Annotated in this window: 19 protein-coding genes; 8 read left to right on the top strand and 11 right to left on the bottom strand. The window is 45.1% G+C overall.

The genetic code is table 11. From position 1 onward, the window contains the following. Nucleotides 1-7: 7 nt before the first annotated feature. The 5 genes from BLV66_RS12830 to BLV66_RS12850 form a co-directional block, all read right to left on the bottom strand. Nucleotides 8-862, bottom strand: a complete 855-nt coding sequence (locus BLV66_RS12830) for a MurR/RpiR family transcriptional regulator (protein ID WP_086986598.1) — start codon at nucleotides 860-862, stop codon at nucleotides 8-10. Between the two features lie 80 nt (nucleotides 863-942). After that, complete coding sequence (locus BLV66_RS12835; protein WP_086986599.1) at nucleotides 943-2,454, bottom strand: PTS transporter subunit EIIC; 1,512 nt, start codon at nucleotides 2,452-2,454, stop codon at nucleotides 943-945. Nucleotides 2,455-2,482: 28 nt separating this feature from the next. Further along, nucleotides 2,483-3,373, bottom strand: coding sequence for an N-acetylmuramic acid 6-phosphate etherase (gene murQ, locus BLV66_RS12840; RefSeq protein ID WP_086986600.1), 891 nt, complete (start codon nucleotides 3,371-3,373; stop codon nucleotides 2,483-2,485). Then, nucleotides 3,360-4,457: a DUF871 domain-containing protein gene (locus BLV66_RS12845; protein ID WP_086986601.1), complete on the bottom strand. Its 1,098-nt coding sequence runs from the start codon at nucleotides 4,455-4,457 to the stop codon at nucleotides 3,360-3,362. Before BLV66_RS12845 ends, murQ begins: the two co-directional genes overlap by 14 nt. A gap of 376 nt (nucleotides 4,458-4,833) precedes the next feature. Then, a complete protein-coding gene (locus BLV66_RS12850; protein ID WP_086986602.1) occupies nucleotides 4,834-6,513 on the bottom strand; it encodes an ammonium transporter in 1,680 nt (559 codons plus the stop codon). A gap of 253 nt (nucleotides 6,514-6,766) precedes the next feature. Between BLV66_RS12850 and BLV66_RS15625 the strand changes: the two genes are divergently transcribed. Next, nucleotides 6,767-6,904: a hypothetical protein gene (locus BLV66_RS15625; RefSeq protein ID WP_176974272.1), complete on the top strand. Its 138-nt coding sequence runs from the start codon at nucleotides 6,767-6,769 to the stop codon at nucleotides 6,902-6,904. On the opposite strand, the gene BLV66_RS12855 is transcribed toward BLV66_RS15625, so the two are convergent. Then, nucleotides 6,901-7,260, bottom strand: coding sequence for a DUF3997 domain-containing protein (locus BLV66_RS12855; protein WP_086986603.1), 360 nt, complete (start codon nucleotides 7,258-7,260; stop codon nucleotides 6,901-6,903). The two genes, BLV66_RS15625 and BLV66_RS12855, sit on opposite strands and share 4 nt — an antisense overlap. 583 nt (nucleotides 7,261-7,843) lie before the next feature. On the opposite strand from BLV66_RS12855, the gene nrdD reads away from it, so the two are divergent. From nrdD to BLV66_RS12870, 3 genes are all read left to right on the top strand, one after another. Next, nucleotides 7,844-10,066 (top strand): anaerobic ribonucleoside-triphosphate reductase, encoded by a 2,223-nt coding sequence (gene nrdD / locus BLV66_RS12860; RefSeq protein WP_086986604.1) that lies wholly within the window; start codon nucleotides 7,844-7,846, stop codon nucleotides 10,064-10,066. Nucleotides 10,067-10,089: 23 nt separating this feature from the next. Next, complete coding sequence (nrdG, locus tag BLV66_RS12865; RefSeq protein ID WP_086986605.1) at nucleotides 10,090-10,650, top strand: anaerobic ribonucleoside-triphosphate reductase activating protein; 561 nt, start codon at nucleotides 10,090-10,092, stop codon at nucleotides 10,648-10,650. 133 nt (nucleotides 10,651-10,783) lie between these two features. Then, on the top strand, nucleotides 10,784-11,707 hold the full coding sequence (locus tag BLV66_RS12870) for an aldo/keto reductase (protein WP_086986606.1): 924 nt from the start codon (nucleotides 10,784-10,786) through the stop codon (nucleotides 11,705-11,707). 74 nt (nucleotides 11,708-11,781) lie between these two features. Here BLV66_RS12870 and BLV66_RS12875 read toward each other — a convergent pair whose 3' ends face one another. The 5 genes from BLV66_RS12875 to BLV66_RS12895 all read right to left on the bottom strand — a co-directional run bounded on the left by BLV66_RS12875 (nucleotide 11,782) and on the right by BLV66_RS12895 (nucleotide 15,764). Continuing rightward, nucleotides 11,782-12,954 (bottom strand): hypothetical protein, encoded by a 1,173-nt coding sequence (locus BLV66_RS12875; RefSeq protein WP_086986607.1) that lies wholly within the window; start codon nucleotides 12,952-12,954, stop codon nucleotides 11,782-11,784. 12 nt (nucleotides 12,955-12,966) lie between these two features. Continuing rightward, nucleotides 12,967-13,794 (bottom strand): hypothetical protein, encoded by an 828-nt coding sequence (locus BLV66_RS12880; RefSeq protein ID WP_086986608.1) that lies wholly within the window; start codon nucleotides 13,792-13,794, stop codon nucleotides 12,967-12,969. Further along, nucleotides 13,791-14,480 (bottom strand): ABC transporter ATP-binding protein, encoded by a 690-nt coding sequence (locus BLV66_RS12885; RefSeq protein WP_086986609.1) that lies wholly within the window; start codon nucleotides 14,478-14,480, stop codon nucleotides 13,791-13,793. The genes BLV66_RS12880 and BLV66_RS12885 overlap by 4 nt, the downstream gene beginning before the upstream one ends. Beyond that, on the bottom strand, nucleotides 14,473-14,844 hold the full coding sequence (locus tag BLV66_RS12890) for a GntR family transcriptional regulator (RefSeq protein WP_245826701.1): 372 nt from the start codon (nucleotides 14,842-14,844) through the stop codon (nucleotides 14,473-14,475). Before BLV66_RS12890 ends, BLV66_RS12885 begins: the two co-directional genes overlap by 8 nt. Before the next feature lie 155 nt (nucleotides 14,845-14,999). After that, nucleotides 15,000-15,764 (bottom strand): DUF6612 family protein, encoded by a 765-nt coding sequence (locus tag BLV66_RS12895; RefSeq protein ID WP_086986610.1) that lies wholly within the window; start codon nucleotides 15,762-15,764, stop codon nucleotides 15,000-15,002. Nucleotides 15,765-15,994: 230 nt separating this feature from the next. Here BLV66_RS12895 and BLV66_RS12900 point away from each other — a divergent pair, with 230 nt between their 5' ends. The 4 genes from BLV66_RS12900 (at nucleotide 15,995) to BLV66_RS12915 (ending at nucleotide 20,276) form a co-directional block, all read left to right on the top strand. Further along, nucleotides 15,995-16,831, top strand: coding sequence for an AraC family transcriptional regulator (locus BLV66_RS12900; RefSeq protein ID WP_176974273.1), 837 nt, complete (start codon nucleotides 15,995-15,997; stop codon nucleotides 16,829-16,831). Between the two features lie 326 nt (nucleotides 16,832-17,157). Next, nucleotides 17,158-18,432: an ABC transporter substrate-binding protein gene (locus tag BLV66_RS12905; RefSeq protein ID WP_086986612.1), complete on the top strand. Its 1,275-nt coding sequence runs from the start codon at nucleotides 17,158-17,160 to the stop codon at nucleotides 18,430-18,432. Between the two features lie 140 nt (nucleotides 18,433-18,572). Continuing rightward, nucleotides 18,573-19,439 carry a carbohydrate ABC transporter permease gene (locus BLV66_RS12910; RefSeq protein ID WP_218131855.1) on the top strand — a complete coding sequence of 289 codons (867 nt, stop codon included), beginning with the start codon at nucleotides 18,573-18,575 and terminating at the stop codon, nucleotides 19,437-19,439. A 12-nt stretch (nucleotides 19,440-19,451) separates the two neighbouring features. Beyond that, complete coding sequence (locus BLV66_RS12915; RefSeq protein WP_086986614.1) at nucleotides 19,452-20,276, top strand: carbohydrate ABC transporter permease; 825 nt, start codon at nucleotides 19,452-19,454, stop codon at nucleotides 20,274-20,276. Nucleotides 20,277-20,515 lie beyond the last annotated feature (239 nt).

Consider the following 20,515-nt stretch of genomic DNA (forward strand, 5'->3'; position numbering starts at 1 on the left):
CATGTTCTTATGACCCATGCGTTAAGCTATGAATAGCTTCCTTTGATTTCTCCAAATTTTCAATCGTTGTATCGTAATACTTGGTTGCAAAATCATAAAATAATAAATCAACAGCATACATTTGTGCTAATAACGAGACAGTAGCGCCGCTTCGCAAAGGGGCTTCAGGGCTGTTGGCTGTTTTTAACGAAAGATCTGACAGTTGGCTTAATGTATTGGTCGTGTCTTTGGTTAGTGAAATACTTTTTATCCCGAGTTTTTTAGCAGTTTTCATTAAGGCGATAACTTCTTGCTTTTCGCCGCTATTGGAAACGCCCAAAAAAACCGCATTTTCTTCCATTACTGACATTGATGTCACAAGTAGATGTTGGTCTTGCGAGCAGATGATCGATTTTCCGATCCGACTGAATTTTTGTTGCAAATCCAAGGCTACTAAATGGGAAGCTCCGACCCCGTAAGCAAAGATTACTTTGCTTTCATGAAACCATTGAGTGACTCGTGCGACACAATCGTTTGTCAAGGTTTGGTTAGTTTCTTCAAAAACATGATAGGTTTGCATTAAAAACTTCTTTTTGATTTGCTCGAGTTTTTCATCCGGTTGAATTTCACTGTACAGTTTTTCTTGGATCCCTTGAGTATCTGCTGATAAGTTTAACTTTAATTGGGTAAACCCTTTTAGACCAATTGAATGACAGAAACGTATGACTGCGGCAGGACTGGAACCGGCTTGCAAAGCTAAACTTGTCGCATTCATTTGGATTACGGCTGTTGGATCAGCTAAGATCGTAGCCGCAATCTTTTTTTCTGATTGGGGTAAATCCGCCATTTTTTCTTTGATCCTAAATAAAAGATTGCTCTGCATAAGACCTCTCCTCCCATTTCAGTAAAAAGAAGGACCTCTAAATCAACAGACTTAGAGGTCCTATTTATTCTTCGACTATTTTATCTTACAACACTTGATTCTTCCAGGTCAACCATCTCAGGATGTGCTGGTTCACTTGAAGGCAATTCTGAAGGTTCCATTGCTTCTTCAGGAACCCCGAATAAAAAGGTTGCTACAAATCCTCCCGCATAAGCTGCTATTAAGCCTAATGCATATCCCCACCACAGGTTGTTCGAAATCAACGGCAATAAAGCTACACCTGACGGACCGATCGCTGTTGCTCCAACTCCGCCAATTGCACCGATCACTGCACCGCCAATACCGCCACCAATGCAAGCGGTGATGAACGGACGGCCTAAAGGCAGCGTTACTGCGTAAATTAGTGGTTCTCCAATTCCTAAAATTCCAACAGGTAATGCCCCTTTGATCATATTCGTCAGCTGTTTATTTTTACGGCACTTTACCCAAAGAGCCAATGCCGCTCCAACCTGACCGGCACCTGCCATTGCCAGGATCGGCAAGAGTAAGGTCATACCTTGCGTCGAAATCATTTCGATATGAATCGGTGTTAATATTTGGTGGAGTCCGAACATCACCATTGGCAAGAACGTAGCGCCCAGAACGAATCCTGCAAAAGCGCCGCCCACATTCAGGACCCAAGTGATTGCTCCAACCAAGCTAGAAGAAATAACACCTGCAATCGGCATAATCAAGAAAATTGTTAATATTCCGATTAGCAGTAAAGAAATTGTTGGTGTCACAATGACGTCGATGGAATCTGGAATGAATTTGCGCAACCATTTTTCAACAATGGATAATAGAAAGACCGCAAAGATAACTCCAATAATTCCGCCTTGTCCTGCAACTAAATTGCCGCCTGTAAATACATTTGGCAAAGGCAGTTCCGGATTCATCCCGGTTAGATAGATGATTCCGGCTACAACCCCGCCGAGCCCTTCTGTCGCGCCAAATACTTTTGCAGCATTAATCCCAACGTAGATGTTTAAGTAGGCAAAGAGGCCGCTTTTAATAATATTCAACACAACGACAAGGGTTACCCATGATTCGCCGCTCAAAGAGCCAGCGGTCAGCATATTCTGCATGACAGACGCTATTCCGCCAATAATACCGGCTCCAACGAATGCTGGGATTAATGGAACAAAAATATTAGCGATGGACTTTAGTGCTCGTTTAAAAGGAGTATTGTTCTTGTTTTTCTGATTGGCTTTCGTGATTGCAGCTTTCCTTTCAGCTTCTTCGCGGCCAGACAAAGTTGCGCTAGTTGATGGTTGCATCGGGATGACTTCTCCTAACCGCACACCCGCCATGCCGACCATTTCATTTGCTACTTTATTTACAATTCCAGGGCCTAAGACAACTTGCAAGGTGTCATCTTCAACGATTCCTAGCACACCATCGATTTTTTTTAATCCATCCAAATTAACGCTTGCGTTGTCTTTGATGTCCATCCGTACCCGTGTCATGCAGTGAATCACTTTATTGACATTTCCCATACCGCCAACTTGCGCATAGATTTCTCTAGCTAAACGTTGTTCTTTTGTTTCAGCCATTTTTGTACCCTCCTAGGTTAATGTTTTTTTACACGATTGTTTTACGAATAAATCCTTTTGCAGCAATTAATTTTTCGCGGGCTTCTGCTTGCGAAGAGTCGTTTAAAATCATGACGATTGCAAGTTTTACTTGATGATCTGCAGCTTCAAACATTTCGCTGGCGACCTCATATGAACATTCCGTTGCATCCATGATAATGCGCTTAGCGCGTTCTTCTAGTTTTTTATTTGATGGCTTTACATCCACCATTAAATTCTGGTAAACTTTCCCGATTCCGACCATGGCGGCTGTCGATAGCATATTTAATATTAATTTCTGGGCTGTTCCTGACTTCAAGCGTGTTGAACCGGTCAAAATCTCTGGCCCGACTTCAACTTCAATAGGAAGTTGAGAAAATGCACTGATTTCGGCCGCTTTATTGCATGAAATCGTAGCCGTCATTGCGCCAACCTTTCCGGCGTATTCCAGTCCGCCAATGACATAAGGTGTCCTTCCGCTAGCCGCAATTCCGATAACAATATCTTTTTTGGTCAATTCGATCGCTGCCAAATCTTGTGCGCCCAATTCTTTTGAATCTTCAGCGCCTTCTACAGCTAACGTCATTGCTTTCATTCCTCCAGCAATCAATCCTTGTACCATACTTGGATCGACACTAAAAGTAGGTACACATTCAGCTGCATCCAATACTCCCAATCGTCCGCTCGTTCCAGCGCCCATATAAATTAAACGTCCTTCTTGATTAAAAGATTGTATGATTGCATTGGCTACTTTAGTGATTTGTGGAATCTCAAGTGATACGGCGTTTGCAACAGTTTGATCCTCTTGATTCATAAGCCGTAGTAATTCTTCCGTGGATAATGTATCCAATGCCATTGTTTGTTCGTTTCTTGTTTCTGTTGCTAATTTACCTAAATTCATTCTCATAAACCCCTCTTTTTAAGTCTTTATTCAATTGAATCTCGAATTGTTGACCAGCGGCAAACCAATCCAATAATGGAATATCCTCTGGGATAATCTGAGCCACGACGTTTACTTTTTTGTCGGCTGGTAAATGATGAAGCGTTATTTGAATTTCTCCCGCATAGCGTCCATAAAGCTGGTTGTCCAAAGTAACGCTTCCCTTTGGACGGGGCTTCTGGCCTTCAGGTTGAACGATTCCAATCTGCTTAAAGCGAGCAGCGGCACTGCGCAGCACATCGCGCGCCGGATCCCAACGGTTCTGATGGTTTCCCAAAACGATCTGCGTATAAGCAGATCGTTTTTCGGGTGTCGCGAACAAGAGTAGGCGATCTTCATTGAAATACGCCTCAAATTGAAGTTGGGTTTTATAGTCTATTTCTGGATCACCAATATAAACATCATCCACCAAGCAGTCTTCAAGCAATTCAATCGTTGCTGCCAACGGATGCATATGGCGATGTTTTTCGAGAGTCGGTAAACTTTCAAATAAAGGGCCTCTCAGTGATGCGTTCCCGGGAACAAAAGCCATTATACGAAACCCTAATTGTTTCAACCACCTATTTTTAGCAATCAGAACCGTTTTAGCTATCCCTGTTTCTGGCCTAGGATAATAATTATGCCACGCTTCCAAGTTTTGAAAATCAGCCCCAGCAATCCTTAATTCCGCAACATCTGTATCGGCGATCGTGCTGGCATTCAGAGAAATCTTCATTGAATGCGACAAATCAGCGATAACTTGATTTGAAATGCCGTAATCTATTCGTAAACCAGTTATGCCGGTTGAAATTATTGCTGAAGGATCTTCAAAAGACAACCCAATTTTATTTAAAGCTGACCCTGAAATATCAACCATCAACTCCATCCCTAAATTCTTTGACCAACTCCCCAATGTAGTCAAGCGTTCAAGATACTTTGTGCTGTCGTCTTCCGGAATGTGTAGCGAAGAAAAAACACCATTAAAACCACTATTTTTCATGGAACGTAGATAGTCTATTGTCTCCTTTGCTAAATCCTCTCCAAGAAAAACCGAAATGCCTAACATAGAACCACCCCTTTGAAAACGCTTTTCCAACAAATTCATTGTAGCATAATGAAATAAAATTTCAAGCTTTGGCTAACAAATGAATGTTGCTTAAGTTTTATTCGAACATTTAAAAAGACTTTTTAAGGCTGTTTTTACAAGGTTTTTGAGTATTTTTACTTGAAAAAATTTTTCGGAAAATGTTCCTTGTTTTTTATTTTTCATAAATATATGATTTCACATAAATTTGATACATTTTAGTGAAATTAAATTTCAATTTGGTGGGTGAGCGTGTGGACGCTTACTAGTGGTTCATAAAAAATAGTAGCCACAAACCTCAGCCGTGGTTTGTGGCTACTATTTATAGTTATTATTTATTTTGTCTTTGTTTTTCGGTTTAGTAATATTTTAGGGCTGCTGGGCCTGAATCACTATTACTGATACGGAAGGCATCGGCAACCGGGGAAACGAAGACTTTACCGTCACCGACATGACCCGTGTATAAAGCGCGACGGGCAGCGCGGATGACTTCTTCGACAGGCACTTCGCTGATGATCGTTTCGATGCGGACTTTCGGTAAAAGATTGCCCTCAGCCTTCGCACCACGATAGAAGGTTTGTTGGCCTTTTTGGAGCCCGTAACCATGCACGGATGTTACCGTCATGCCGGTTACGCCGATAGCGTTCAATTCCGCTTTCAGACGCTCCAGTTTATCCGGATTGGCAATGATTTCCACTTTGTTCATCGTGAAGCCTGAATCAGCCAATTTGAAGGATCCAATTTTGCTGAGATCTACTTCTTGGACAGTAGGAACTGCAGCAGGTTTGCTGTTGTCCGTCACGTAATCTTCGAATGCGGTCGTTGCGACAAAGTCGTGGTAGCTTGAAGTCAAGCCATGCTCAGCGACGTCCATACCGACGATTTCTTCTTCAGCAGTAACGCGGAGACCCATTGTCTTTTGGATGACCTTGAAGACTATGTACATGGAACCAGCTGTGTAGGCTGCTACAGATGCGACCCCCAAAGCTTGGACCCCCAGCATGTTGAAACCGCCTCCGTACAATAATCCACCATCAGTTGCGAAGACACCGACTAAGAGTGTTCCTAAGGCACCATTCACGCCATGTACACTGAAAGCACCGACAGGATCATCGAACTTTAACTTTTGATCGACGAATTCAACAGCAAGCACAATGGCAAATCCGGCGATGAATCCGATGGCGATAGCGCCGAAAGGAGATACGACGGCACAGCCTGCAGTAATCGCTACGAGACCTGCCAATGAACCGTTCAGCGCCATTGATACATCGGGCTTACCATATTTTTTCCAAGTGAATAAGAGAGTGACCAGAGTAGCTGTGACTGCGGATAAGTTTGTATTCAAGAAGATAGTACCGATCAAGGCAAGGGTTTCGTCACCGGTTGCTGCAACGGTTGAAGCTCCGTTGAATCCGAACCATGCGAACCATAGGATGAATACGCCAAGGGCACCAATCGTTAAATTGTGACCAGGAATGACTTGTGCTTTACCATCTTTATATTTTCCGATACGCGGACCGACAATAGCAGCACCGACAATAGCAGCGATGCCTCCGACCATATGCACGGCTGTGGATCCAGCGAAGTCTATGAAGCCCATTTGAGCTAACCATCCGCCGCCCCAGATCCAGTGACCCGAGATCGGATAGATAATTAAGGAGATGATGAAAGAGTACACGAGATAAGAGCTGAATTTTGTTCTTTCCGCAACAGCTCCGGATACGATTGTCGCTGCAGTTGCCGCGAATACGTTTTGGAACATGAAGTGTACGGTTCCGGGAATGGTGGAATCAAGTCCATCCATAAATAGGGCAGGCGTTCCGATGATGCCGGCAATATCGTCTCCGAACATGATACTGTATCCGATGAGGAAGAATCCCAACGATCCGAGCACAAAGTCCATAAGATTTTTCATAATGATGTTCGCCGCGTTCTTGGCGCGAGTGAATCCCGTCTCAACCATAGCGAAACCGGCTTGCATAAAGAATACCAATACCGTTCCCACTAAGGTCCATAATGTGTCTACTGATGAAAACATAATAATTCCTCCTCCTGTCGTAGTATAGTCTTAGTTTATAGAAATAATTTTATTGATGCTATATCCTGCTTACGTTCCGTGTTAGAATATATAACAAAGCTATTAAACCAGCGTTCGAAAGCGTTTAAATGTCAATTTGATGAGAATGTTAATATGAATTCTCATCAAATTGAAGTAATGTTGGATGGTTTTGTATTTTTTTGGTCAATATGATTAAAATAAATCTAACATGAGAGAGTAGGGAATATGACGGATGTCAGAATCACTGACAAGAGCGGCGTCACATCAGCAGGAATATCTGGCGCAAAGTAAAATTCTACAGCAAAAAGCCGTAAGGAAACATGATCCACATGCGTCCATTACGGCTTTTGGTATTTTTGGTATCTTCTAAAAGTTAATGATCCAGTCCATTTCCGATAATTCAATCAATGGCAGCTCGATCGCTTCCTCTTTTAATGCCTTCTCGAACCCTTCTATTGAAAAAGGGCCTTTTACAGATTCAATTCTTCTATCAATAATAAAATATTCGAATGCTTCATTATGTTCTTTTTCAAGAATGATAAATTCATCGGTCCAATTCAATCGTGTAATATAGCCCTGGATGCTTCCAGTAGGGTAGCGATAAGATGAAGGCAGATGGAAAAGGTTTTGCCAAGAAGCGCACTGTCTCAAAAATAGGCCTTCTCCGACCGGTATTCTAAATTTAGCAATTTTGGATATTTCAGGCAACATTCTATTTTTCCACACTAGCATTTCCCCCCTTTTATCTGCTCATTCTTTTGGCATCCCAGCGGCATAAGAACCGAAAAATGGATCCGAAAAAAAGAATGAATCGCTTACATTTGTGACAAGTCATAGTATAACTGCTTTTTTTTACAAAGTACAGTAAATTCTATTGATTTTATGTACTTTATATGTTTTTTAACATTTTTTTTAATATTTAATATTAGGAGCATTGTTCGGGAATCGAAACAGATAAGTTGAGTTTATTTGACTATTGTTTCTGTTCAGCCTATGTATGTGAGAGTCTGATAAGGAAATAGCAAACAATTCATTTTAAGGGCATTTTCTTATTGACCAAAAAGAAAAAATGTGTCTGCTGGCGATAGGTGTATTTCCGTTTGAAACACTATATATTGTGGTGGAAATTTCTGCGTGGATGATATATAGTATACAAAGAGAATCGAAAACAGAGACTACTTTAAGTGGAGGCATCCAACTTGAGCAACGCGTCCCGCAAGGAAAGCTTGCTCATTTTGTAACGACCTCTTACTTTTTATTAGCTTTTTTTGCATGTTCGGTTAATTTTTAACTAAGGAGTGGGAAAAATATGGCTTCATTACCAACGGATTTCTTAAATGAAAGCACGAATCTTCAAGTCGATGACACAGCGGTGAATATCCAAGTGCTGAAGGCGGATGGACGGGTGGTTCCTTTTCATGCCAAGAAAATATACAAAGCGATCAAGAAAGCGGAGCGTTTCTTGTCTGAACAGAACGAAGCGGCTGCAGATTACGATGTGGATGCTGTCGTGGCATTGGTCGTAGACAAACTGATTGCGTCAGAAACTGAAAGTGTGTCGACGGATGATATCCATGATCAAGTTGAAGCGACGCTTGCTGAAATGGGAAATCTGCCATTAGCGGAAGCCTACAATACCTACAAATTGACGAAGAAAGTCAAAAAGCTGCAACAACAGGATATCGAATTGCGCATCCAAAGCCTGATGAATGCCGATCAGAGCATCGTCAACGAGAATGCCAACAAGGATAGCCGTGTCTTCAATACGATCCGTGACTTGACGGCCGGGGTGGCCGCGAAAGCGATCGGCTTGAGAATGTTGCCGAAACACGTTTCCAACGCCCACATGAAAGGCGATATCCATTATCACGACTTGGATTACCAACCGTATTCGCCGATGACGAACTGTGTCCTGATCGATTTCCAGAACATGCTCCGTGAAGGCTTCAAAATCGGCAATGCTGAAGTGGACAGCCCGCGTTCAGTCAACACTGCGACTGCCCAAATGGCGCAGATATTTGCGAATGTAGCCTCCAGCCAATACGGCGGCTGCAGCGCGGACCGTGTCGACGAAGTGCTGGCACCTTATGCCCGCCTCAATTATGAGAAGCATCTGGAAACTGCTAAGGACTGGGTGGAAGGCGAAGCGAAACAGATCGCCTATGCCGAAGAAAAAACCCGCAAAGACATCTATGATGCTATGCAAAGCCTTGAGTACGAAATCAACACACTCTACACTTCAAATGGACAAACACCATTCACCACACTCGGATTTGGGTTGGGGACGGATTGGTTTGCTCGCGAAATCCAAAAAGCCGTCCTGCAAGTGCGCATAAAAGGATTGGGTAAGGAAAGACGGACAGCAATCTTCCCGAAACTGATTTTCGCTTTGAAAAAAGGCACAAACTTAGAGACGCAGGATCCCAACTATGACATCAAGCAACTGGCCATCACTTGCGCCACGAAACGGATGTATCCGGACGTGCTGATGTACGATAAGATTGTTGAATTGACAGGCAGTTTCAAGACGCCGATGGGTTGCCGTTCCTTCCTGCAGGGATGGAAAGACGAAAACGGAAATGAAGTCAATTCCGGCCGGATGAATCTTGGAGTCGTAACGTTGAATATCCCGAGAATCGCCTTGGAATCGGAAGGGAATCCGGAAGCTTTCTGGAACATCTTTGAAGAACGCTTGGCCATCTGTAAGGATGCACTTGTCTATCGTGTCGAGCGCACCAAAGAAGCGACGCCTACGAACGCACCGATCCTGTATCAGCACGGAGCCTTCGGGAAACGTCTGGGAGAAACGGATAAGGTCGATGAATTATTCAAAAACAAACGCGCGACCGTCTCCTTGGGCTACATCGGATTGTATGAAGCGGCGACCGTCTTTTACGGAGCAGATTGGGAAACGAATCCGGAAGCAAAAGCCTTCACTTTGGATATCGTCAAGAAGATGAAGGAAAAAACGGATGCTTGGGGCAACCAATACGGTTATCATTTCAGCGTCTACTCGACTCCGAGTGAGAGTTTGACCGATCGCTTCTGCAGTATGGACACAGAGAAATTCGGCATCATTTCCGACATCACGGATAAGGAATACTACACAAACAGTTTCCATTATGATGTTCGCAAGAATCCGAATCCTTTCGAGAAGATCGCCTTCGAAATGGAATATCCGCAATATTGCTCGGGCGGCTTTATCCATTATTGCGAATATCCGAACCTGCAGCAAAATCCCAAAGCTTTGGAAACAGTGTGGGATTTCGCCTACGACAAGGTCGGCTATTTGGGAACGAACACACCGATCGACCATTGTTTGGAGTGTGGTTTTGAAGGGGACTTCAATCCGACCGATCGCGGTTTCCAATGCCCGGAATGCGGCAATACCGATCCGCAGACATGCGACGTCGTAAAACGTACATGCGGGTATCTCGGCAATCCACAGATCCGTCCGATGGTGCGCGGTCGCCACAAAGAAATTTCGGCACGCGTCAAACATCTGCATGCGGATTGCAAGACAGAACAGTAATTAAAACAGTTAGGTGATGTGAAGTGAAAAATCCGCAACCGCAAGAATGGTTGGCAGAAACATACAGCAAGGACAAGGTGGCGGACTACAAACCGTTCAACTTTGTCGACGGCGAAGGCGTGCGCTGCAGCATCTATTTGAGCGGCTGTCTATTCGCCTGCCCCGGCTGCTACAACAAGATTGTCCAAAACTTCGACTACGGGATTGCCTACACCGACGAGTTAGAGGAACAGATCATGGCCGATCTGCGTCAGCCTTATGTGCAAGGATTGACGCTTTTGGGCGGAGAACCTTTTCTCAACACGAAGGTCGCGCTGCGTCTTGCGCAGCGGATCAGGGCAGAGTTCGGCCGGACCAAGGACATCTGGGGCTGGACCGGTTACTACTGGGACGAACTGGCTGCAGAATCCGAGGATAAGCAGGAATTGCTGCGCTTGATGGATGTGCTCGTCGATGGGCGCTTCGATCTGTCCAAACGGGATCTGACATTGAAATTTCGCGGCAGCTCCAACCAAACAATCATCGATGTGCCAAAATCGCTGGAAGCTGGAGAAAAGATTCTCTGGGCCAATGGCTACTCATAAATACAAAAAAGGTTACTGGATGAATCCAGTAGCCTTTTTTGATGCGCTTCAGTTCACGTAAGGCCATCAAAAATGCTATACTGATTCCATTGAAACGTTTTCAAAAAATCCGAAATGAAAGCTGGTATGACAATTGAAAAAAATAAACATCGGCAATGCAGGGCTTTTTGCATCAGAGATTTCGCTCGGCATCATGCGCATGAACGCTTTGACGCATGAAGAGGCAACAACGGTCATCCGCACGGCAGTGGAAAACGGCATCGACTATTTCGATCACGCCGATATTTACGGCAGAGGGACTTCGGAGGAGATTTTCGGCAAAGCCTTCAAGGAACTCGGCATCGCGAGGGACAGCGTGATGCTGCAGACGAAATGCGGCATCGTACCGGGTGTCATGTTCGATTTCTCCAAAGAGCACATCATCGCTTCAGTGGAAGACAGCTTGAAACGCCTGCAGACCGATTACGTGGATGCTTTACTTTTGCACCGGCCGGATACGTTGATGGAACCGGAGGAAGTTGCGGAAGCCTTTGATGTGTTGCACAAATCAGGCAAAGTACGCCACTTCGGGGTCAGCAACCAAAATCCGATGCAAGTGGAATTATTGAAGAAAGTTGTCGCACAACCATTGTTGATCAACCAATTGCAGCTCAGCCTGACGCATGCGCCGATGATCGATGCCGGTTTCAACGTGAACATGATGAATACTCCATCAATCATGCATGATGGGTCGATTTTGGAATATAGCCGGATTGCGGACATGACGATCCAACCTTGGTCGCCGTTCCAAGCCGGAAACGGGAAAAAAGGGCTGTTCTTCGATCATCCCGATTATCCGGAGTTGAATGAAAAAATCGAAGTACTGGCCGAGGACAAAGGCGTATCACGCGAAGCGATCGCCATCGCTTGGTTACTGCGTCATCCGGCCAAAATGCAGCCGATCGTCGGCAGCATGAATCCGGAGCGCATCGCAGCCATCTGCAAAGCTTCCGATGTGGAGCTGAGCCGCACCGAGTGGTATGCACTCTACATGGCTGCAGGCAAAAAGTTGCCTTAAACAAAGTCAGCACTAGTTAAAGAGAAAGAAAAAGAACAAGACTCCATTTGGAATCTTGTTCTTTTTTTGTTGATTTAGGGTTCGTAGACAATCCTATCAAAGTAGAGGCTGTCCGTTTCCTTGTTGGTTCCGGATAAAGCGGTTATTTCTCCGCTGTACAGCATTTCACCAGTCCCGATATCGAATACTGCAAGCTGTGCAGCCCGATCAGGCTCAATATAAGTCTGTGTCAACACAGCATTATTGCCTGCAATGAGGATTTTCCAATCCGAAGCGGACGTGAATTCCCAATTGCCGGCGGTTTCAAGGGCGATTGTTTCCAATACCTTATCCTGCATAAGGTCGAGGGATTGGATGGTACAGTTGCCGCCTGACGGATTTAACTGATAGAAGATGCCATCCTCGATTGCATACGGCAAGTTATCTTTTGAAAAATCCTGGGTGTTGGCAAGATCGGTCCATTGCTTCGTATCCCAATCGTAGCGCTTGAACGCTATTGAGATAATTGGCGACACATATGCAGTCGCTTCCAAATCGGTTTCTTCGGTCCGGAGCGCCACGAAAATGGCTTTTTGAGTGTCCTGTGTCAAAATATCTGTCGAAATGCTCTGGTAGCCGGAGACAGCTTCAGGCATCTCGAAGACAAAGTGCTCTTCCAATGATCCGCTGATCGGGTCATAGATCACGATATCGCTGCTGAGATAATCAGAGTAGTTACCATAACGGCTGTATTCAAGGATCACTTTGCCATCCAGATAAAAAGTACGGCTGACGGAATAATAAGTCTTGTGCTTTTTTTCCGGATAGGCAAGCAGACTTTCCGAAACGGTTCCGTTCGCTTTATCCAATATTTCCAACGAAAACCCATCATTTTCTTCCACTACATAATACAAATGGTCTTCCGTATCTGCATAATTTCCTGAGTAGGAACTCTTGCCGCGCATAAAGGAACGGTAGTCGGTGCGCCATGCCCGTACAGCGCTATCTGCGTAATCCTGAAAGAACACATCCTGTTGTTGTGTTTCGGAAGGGCGCAACCCTGAACGGTCCAAACTGAATGTTGTCGCCTCCTGCTGATTGCTGGCTGTTCCGTAATAGGTCAAACCTTCCAATAATGCATCGTCACCCAAAATCGTCCGGATGTCCATTTTCAGCGGCTCATCCTTTGCAAAAAGTGGCTGGGCATAGAATCCCCCGAGAACGACAAGCAGGAGGAAGCTCAGCAATAAAATCGTTTGTTTTCTCATTTTGTCCTCCTTCTATACGCTGATGTGTTTTTCAAGCAACCGATAATTGGCCCATGTCCCGGACAGAAAGAGAACCAAGCTCACGGCAATCATCACCCAATATTTTTCTTCCGCATACAGGCGCGTCGTGATGCCGGTACGCAAGAAGAGAACCATCGCGGCAATAAGGCCGACCGCAAGAATGCCTGCGAAGAGAACGCCTTTCCAGCGTCCGCTCAAGTGCATCAAGATGAATGTGTAGCCTAAAGTGAGCGCTGTATAGCCAGTAGTATAATAGAGCAGATAATTGGAAAATAGACTTGGTAAAGCCAAGGATAATGGAGAAGCGCTAGTCGATGCCATCTGCAAAGGAATATCCAGATAGATATCCGCCGGAATGAGTCCGGAAAAGACTAGCTCTTCAAGATACAAAAGCCCGATTTGCCAAACTTGCAGTCCCGTAATCAGGAGCCAAATGGTCGCTAATTTTGCTGCATACACAGCGAAACGTTTGCCCGGCAGGCTGAGCAAGCGTAAAGAGAAGCGATTTTTTCCAGTCCAATCCTGATACCAGATAAATACGGAATAGAAGAGCAGCGCAAAGACGGCCGTCATGATTGAAAAAACAAAAAATGAATTGCTTGTCACGGCTGCGATCGTGATGTTCCCAGACTCCAGCACATACTGTTCGGATATTGCAGGAACCCCTTGTTGCCTATAGCTCTCATAGCCATCTTTCCAGAATTTATATTCATGAAAGACTGCATAAGCCTGCAGACTTGTAACAAAAGCTAACAGGAAGCCATAGAACCGTTTCGCGCGATTCCATTCAAATGACCATAGTTCCAAAAACTTTTTCATGGCTGATACACCTCCCGCATTACATCAATGATCGCTTTTCCTTCGTTTTGTCGGACGTCTTCTGCGTAAAAGTCTTTGACGACGCGACCGTTGCGCAGCATGACGATTCTATCTAGCAACATTTCGACCTCATCCATATGGTGGGTGGCGATGAGGACGCCCTTGTCCGTCACGAATTTGCTGGTGAAGACCTCCAGAATATCCTCCCGGGCAAAGACATCGATACCGGAAAAAGGCTCATCCATCAAATAGTACTCTGCATCCAGGGAAAGCCCCAGCAAGAAATTCACTTTTGCGCTGTTCCCTTTGGATAGATTTTTCAGCTGCATCTCCGGTTCCAACCGGAAGAATGAAAGTAATTCATCCGCTTTGGCGGTATTCCAATTCGGGTAGTAGGTAGCCATAAACTGCATCGACTCCGCAATTGTCATCCCACGGGGCATCGTCAGTGAGTCAGGGATATAGGAGATTTTTTCGTACAGTTGCTGCTGGATGTTCTCCCCGTCGATCGTAACCGAACCGTTATTGCGCGGAACCAGGCCCATGACGCAATTCATGAGGGTTGTTTTTCCGGTACCGTTCATTCCCGTCAGGCAAGTCACCTCGTTTTTTTTGATGGTAAAACTGATATTTTCCAAAATTACTCGTTTTCCATATTTTTTTTCCAAATTCTTGATTTCAATCATTGGGGTCCACCTCCTTCAAGCGCGTTTTGATCAAGTTCAGTATCGCCTCATCTTCCAGTCCGATTGTCCTTACCGTTTCGATGAACGCCATTAAGGCATCTTCCAGTGTCTCTTGCCTTAATGTCTGAATCCTCGATTGACTGTCCGTTATTTTGCTGAGAGAATTTCCATCTGTATAGATCAAACCAAGCCCCTCCATTTCCTTGTAGGCACGCTGTACGGTATTCGGATTCACTTTCAATTGTGTAGCCAGTTCCCTCCGCGAGGGTATTTCTTGTCCTGGCTGGAAATCGCCGCTGACGATTTTCTGCTTATGCATTTCGATAATCTGTTCATAGACCGGACTTCTTTTGTCAAAAATCACTTTTCCCACCTGCCTTTTTCGGTCAAGTGTATTAATTGATTAATACACTTGGGGTAAAAAATATATGTGTAAGTGTATTATATGGATAATACAGCAGTAAGTCAATCAGCAACCTGATGATAGGATGTTGATTGACTTACTGGTGGCATTTTTTGTCAAAATGAAGAATCTGCCGTCTCAGCGATACTCTCTGCTGGATTGAAATCAGGCACTGTCTTCAATTTTTGCGCTTGATTGTACAGATCAAACTCGCCTGTCAGTTCCGTTGTGACGGTCGTCTTCTGATCCGAATGTATGGCTGTGGAACGGTAATGGAACTCGGTCAGATAGAAGCTTTCGGCATCCAAATGGATAGCAATCTCGTAATCGGTCTGTTCCGTTGGCAGGGTTTGGAACAGGTAGTTGAGCTCTTTGTTCAGAGCGTCATCGCTGCCGGAAAAGCTCAGCAAATACTCATCCCCATCCAGTTCAAGGGTGCCGTATTCTTCAATGATTTGGCTGAGTTCGATAAACGTCTCCAGCGGATAAACCTGCAGAGTGGCCAATGGGACATCGGGGGTGGCATAAGCGGTCCAATCGGTATCATCAGTCCGGATGTAACCCACTTCAGGCGTCACATAGAAATCGGATTTTGTTGCAGGATAGTTGCTGTTCTTGTCGATCCGTTTTCCGTAGCCGGATTTCTCTTCCGGGAACAGCGTCGCGTCGGAGGTTGTGTACTGCTCGTTCACCGCTGTAGCTCCATTCAGGTCCTCTTTAGCGGTCGTTGTGGTCAACGCGACGAACTGGTGGTAGCTGTCGAGGTCGGCGGAACGGTTGATCAAGTTCTGCATGACTTCTTCCCCCGGCAGAGCGCTCCTGCAGGCGGAAAGCATTAACAGTGGAAGGAGCAGCAGCGCGGAGAATATTGTCTTTTTCAAGGGAGGTGCCTCCAAATCTATAGTAAAAGTATGGGATTATTTAGGGTGTTGGGGATCTGCCCAATGCGGGCAATCTTTTCTCATTGTACAAGAGAATGTATGATTGCGAAAGGGCGGAATTTCATGTGGGAAGCTAGCTGAGGATAAAAGCGCTGGTTTGCTATAGCACGGAGACCATTCTATAATGGGAGTAGCGGATACAAGCGGAAATAAAGACCGAGGTGATGAAAATGGATGAGGATTTTTTTAAAGAAGAAATCTATTATAGAGACCTTTATTACACAACCAAAGGAAAAGAGGAGTGTGCTCCCAATCATAGTTTCGGACCAACTGTCCGGGAATATTTTTTGATTCATATCATTATGAAGGGTAAGGGCTACTTCGAGATTGGCAACAGCCGGTTTAACCTGAAAGAAGGCCAATTCTTCATCATCTATCCGAACGTGATGACCTATTACCAAGCTGATGAAGAGGATCCTTGGGAATATTACTGGATCGGCATGCAAGGCGAGCAGTTGGAGGCCTTGCTGGAGGCCATCGGATTCCGGGTTTCGCATCCAGTGGGGAATGTGAAAAATTTCGGCCAAGTAAAAGAGATGATGCAGGAAATCATGGCGGCCAATCCATTCGATATTTTGTCGCGGTTGCGGTTGCAAGGGCAATTGTACCTTCTGTTGAGCCTGTTAGGGCACGATCTGAACGGCACCGAAATCAAACAGATCGAGAAAATCAACAAAGGCGTCGAATATACAAAAAGGGCGCTTGAAATCATTAAAGACAGATATCGGGATGTCGATTTTCAAATCGGTGACATTAGTCGGGAACTGTCTTTGAACGATTCCTACTTGACTTCGGTTTTCCATAAAACGACAAACCGGACACCGCATGAATATTTGATTGAGTTCCGTGTTTTTAAAAGCCGTGAATATCTGGAAACGACGGATCTCAGCATTGCCGAAATCGCCGAGAAGGTCGGCTACAAAAATCCTTTGAGCTTCACGCGCATCTTCAAAAGCAAGATGGAGATGTCTCCGAGGGCTTATGTAAAGAAAGTCAAAACGAAATAGTATAGCAAGGTAAGGTGGACAACAAAGGTCGGACCGCTTGGCAACGGCTGTAAATCCGGTTCCGGGCAGGTCCGGCCTTTTTACTTTAACAGCAAGATCTTGGAGCATATACGCTGATAATTTCAAAATCAACAAAAATGCATGTTTTTGTATGGTTGAATATCTATCAGAGGCCTCTTATATTTGGTATTATAAGGACATCAAAACAAGTAAACGTTTACAAGTTGGTTGTTTTTGAATAGCTCATGCGCAATTTTTCTGGGGTCTAAAAGTTTCTTTGTTTTCAACTATACAATTTTATAGATAAAAGAAAAGGTGGAGAAGAGATGTTAAAGAATTGGAAGAAAGTATCATTAGCTGCAGTATTATTATCAGGACTTGTTTTAGGGGCGTGCGGAAACGGTTCCGATGGCGGAAACGATTCGGGTGATGTGACCATCACTTACGGCATTTGGGACAAAATCCAACAACCGGGTATGGAAGCGATAGCGGAAGCTTTTGAAGCGGAGAACCCGGGCATAGACGTAAAAGTGGAAGTGACACCTTGGGATCAATACTGGACCAAATTGGAAGCGGGCGCAAAAGGCGAAAGCATGCCGGATGTATTCTGGATGCACTCCAACGAAATCGCGAAATACGCAACGGGCGGCGTCCTGATGGATCTGTCGGAAACCTACGCAAACAGTGAAGTGACTTCTTTGGATCATTTCCCAGAAGAGTTGGTCGAATTGTATTCTGCTGACGATGCGCTTTATGGTATCCCGAAAGATTACGATACAATCGCACTATGGTACAACAAAACGCTGTTCGACGCAGCGGGCGTTGCTTATCCGGATGAAACTTGGACTTGGGACACGATGTTGGCAGCTGCTCAAACGTTGACAGATCCCGACAACGGCGTATACGGCATCCTGGCTCCTTTGAACAGACAGGAAGGCTACCACAACTTCATCTTCCAGAACGGCGGCTACGTATTGTCCGATGACAAGACCCAATCTGGATTCCGTCTGGACGAAACGATCGAAGCTGTGCAATGGTATGCGGATCTGAGCGTGAAATATGGCGTGTCACCGACACAAAGTCAATTTGCAGAGAACACAAACTTATCCTTCTTCCAATCAGGACGCGGCGCAATGGGCTTCTTCGGTTCTTGGATGACAGGGGAAATGGCCAACAATGACTATACGGCTGCCAATGCCGATGTAGCACCATTACCGCAAGGCAAACAAGCAGCAACAATATTCAATGGCTTGGCGAACTCCGTTGCGGCTTCAACTGATAATGAAGAAGCAGCCCTGAAATTCGTTGAATTCCTGGGAACAGAGGAAGCGATGCGTCTGCAAGGCGAGAACGGCGCAGCTATCCCGGCTTATGAAGGAACAGAAGAGACATTTGTAAATGCCTACAGCCAATTCAATATGCAAGTCTATGTGGACCAAATGGAGAATGCCTACATCAAGCCTTACTCAGCAGAAACAGCTCGTTGGGAAGATGTTGAAAACAATGCTTTGATGCCGGTATTTGACGGTAAAGCGACTGTTAAAGAAGTCGCTGCAGATATCGTCGCGGGCGTTGAAGAAGTTTTAGCGAGCGAAAAATAAAAAAAATAGAAGGCCGCTTATGGGGACTAACCCTATAAGTGGCTTTCAAATATATAGAGGTGAATGTGATGAAATCGGATGTAACAATCCCTAAAGAAAAAACGGTAGGAACGGTGACACCTAAGGAACGCAAAAGGAAGATGGCGATGTGGGGCTGGTTTTTTATCGCTCCAACATTAATCGGGCTTATGATCCTGAACGTCATCCCATTGTTCCAGTCGCTGTATATGAGCTTCCAGAGTGTGAGTACGTTCGGCACCTCAACCTTTGTCGGGCTGGACAACTACCTGCAGATGCTGAAAGATCCTGAATTTTGGCAATCATTGAAAAATACCTTCTTCTACGCCGCCATCCAAGTACCCATCACAATGATCCTGTCGCTTTTCTTTGCGGTACTGATGAACACGAAGATAAAAGCGGTCGGACTGTACCGGACCATATTCTTCTTGCCGATGATCGCCGCCCCGGCTGCCGTGGCCATGGTTTGGCGCTGGCTGTTCAATTCGGAATACGGCTTGCTGAATGCGGTGCTGGATAAAATCGGTTATTCCGGAAACATCTTATGGATCACCGACCCTGAAGTGGCAATCTGGTCGATCATCATCGTCGGAATCTGGACAAATGTCGGATACAACATGATTCTGCTGTTGGCAGGTTTAAAGGAAATACCGAAAGAATATTATGAAGCGGCTGTCGTTGATGGCGCCGGACCGCTGAAGCAATTCTTCTCAATCACACTGCCTTTGCTTTCGCCACAACTGTTCTTTGTTTCCGTAACGAGCGTCATCAGTGCCCTGCAGGTATTCGACGTCATTTTCATGATGTTCGACCGCACGAATCTGGCGCTGAAGAGTACGCAGTCGCTCGTATACATGTTCTTCAATGAGTCATTTGTACTTAATGATAAAGGCTACGGCTCGGCTGTTGCCATCTCATTGGTTCTTATCATCATGGCGATCACCGGCATTCAGCTGTTGGCGCAGAAAAAATGGGTCACCTACGATTAGGAGTGAATAAATATGAAGATAAAAATGAATAAAACGACCGCATTGATCCACATTGTGCTGATCATCGGCTCCTTGCTGATGGTCGTGCCGTTCTTGTGGATGGTCCTGACCTCAGGGAAAACAATCAGCGAATCCACACAAATACCCCCGCAAATTTTCCCGGAAGTGTTTCAAATCGAGAACTATCGGGCGGTATGGGATTCCTTGCCATTCGTCAGTTTCTATATCAATACAGGATTGATGATCGCCCTCAGGGTATTGACATCGACGCTCTTCAGCGCCATGGCGGCCTTTGCAGTTGCGAAACTGTCCTTCCCGGGGAAAAACCTGTTTTTCGCTATCGTGCTGACACAGATGATGATCCCTTCGCAGATCTATCTGACTCCGCAATATTTGCTGGTCCAAAATCTGGGACTTTTGAACACAATCTCCGCTTTGGTCATCCCAGGCATCGTCTCCGCTTTCGGAACTTTCCTGCTGCGCCAATTTTTCATAAAATTGCCTGATGAACTGATGGAAGCCGCAACGATTGATGGTGCGACGACCTGGCAAGTATTCTACCGCATCTATATGCCATTGGCGCGTTCCGGTTTAGTGGCTTTGGGCATCTTCACGTCTCTGTTCGCTTTCAAGGATTTGATGTGGCCACTCGTCGTCAACATGTCTCAGGACAAAATGACACTGTCGGCTGGATTGGCCAGCCTACAAGGGCAATTCACAACCAATTATCCGCAACTGATGGCCGGATCGGTCATCGCGATCATCCCGATGATCATCCTTTACATCATATTCCAAAAACAATTCATCGAGGGCATCGCTACAACCGGCGGGAAGTAAGAAAAGCGGTCCAAGCCCGCTCTGCCTCGAAAGAAATTTAGGAAATCTGGCCCTGAATGAGCATCGCAGAGCGCAATGGGTCAGATTTATCTAATTTCCGAGAGGCAGGCTTGGACCGCTAGCCATCATTATTTGATGCACGAAACGCTCTGCAAACCTGTAAGACACCAAAGGTGATGCGTTTTTGATATTAACAAATTGATTGATTTATAAAATACAACTTAACGATATTTGAGAAT

The organism is Trichococcus collinsii, from assembly GCF_900107505.1.
Classification (GTDB): Bacteria; Bacillota; Bacilli; order Lactobacillales; family Aerococcaceae; genus Trichococcus; species Trichococcus collinsii.

Excerpts from the sequence above, each read along its gene's own strand:
- BLV66_RS12830 (WP_086986598.1), bottom strand. The coding sequence starts at position 862 with ATGCAGAGCAATCTTTTATTTAGGATCAAAGAAAAAATGGCGGATTTA.
- BLV66_RS12835 (WP_086986599.1), bottom strand. The coding sequence starts at position 2,454 with ATGGCTGAAACAAAAGAACAACGTTTAGCTAGAGAAATCTATGCGCAA.
- murQ (WP_086986600.1), bottom strand. The coding sequence starts at position 3,373 with ATGAATTTAGGTAAATTAGCAACAGAAACAAGAAACGAACAAACAATG.
- BLV66_RS12845 (WP_086986601.1), bottom strand. The coding sequence starts at position 4,457 with ATGTTAGGCATTTCGGTTTTTCTTGGAGAGGATTTAGCAAAGGAGACA.
- BLV66_RS12850 (WP_086986602.1), bottom strand. The coding sequence starts at position 6,513 with ATGTTTTCATCAGTAGACACATTATGGACCTTAGTGGGAACGGTATTG.
- BLV66_RS15625 (WP_176974272.1), top strand. The coding sequence starts at position 6,767 with ATGTCAGAATCACTGACAAGAGCGGCGTCACATCAGCAGGAATATCTG.
- nrdD (WP_086986604.1), top strand. The coding sequence starts at position 7,844 with ATGGCTTCATTACCAACGGATTTCTTAAATGAAAGCACGAATCTTCAA.
- BLV66_RS12875 (WP_086986607.1), bottom strand. The coding sequence starts at position 12,954 with ATGAGAAAACAAACGATTTTATTGCTGAGCTTCCTCCTGCTTGTCGTT.
- BLV66_RS12880 (WP_086986608.1), bottom strand. The coding sequence starts at position 13,794 with ATGAAAAAGTTTTTGGAACTATGGTCATTTGAATGGAATCGCGCGAAA.
- BLV66_RS12885 (WP_086986609.1), bottom strand. The coding sequence starts at position 14,480 with ATGATTGAAATCAAGAATTTGGAAAAAAAATATGGAAAACGAGTAATT.
- BLV66_RS12900 (WP_176974273.1), top strand. The coding sequence starts at position 15,995 with ATGGATGAGGATTTTTTTAAAGAAGAAATCTATTATAGAGACCTTTAT.
- BLV66_RS12905 (WP_086986612.1), top strand. The coding sequence starts at position 17,158 with ATGTTAAAGAATTGGAAGAAAGTATCATTAGCTGCAGTATTATTATCA.
- BLV66_RS12910 (WP_218131855.1), top strand. The coding sequence starts at position 18,573 with ATGGCGATGTGGGGCTGGTTTTTTATCGCTCCAACATTAATCGGGCTT.
- BLV66_RS12915 (WP_086986614.1), top strand. The coding sequence starts at position 19,452 with ATGAAGATAAAAATGAATAAAACGACCGCATTGATCCACATTGTGCTG.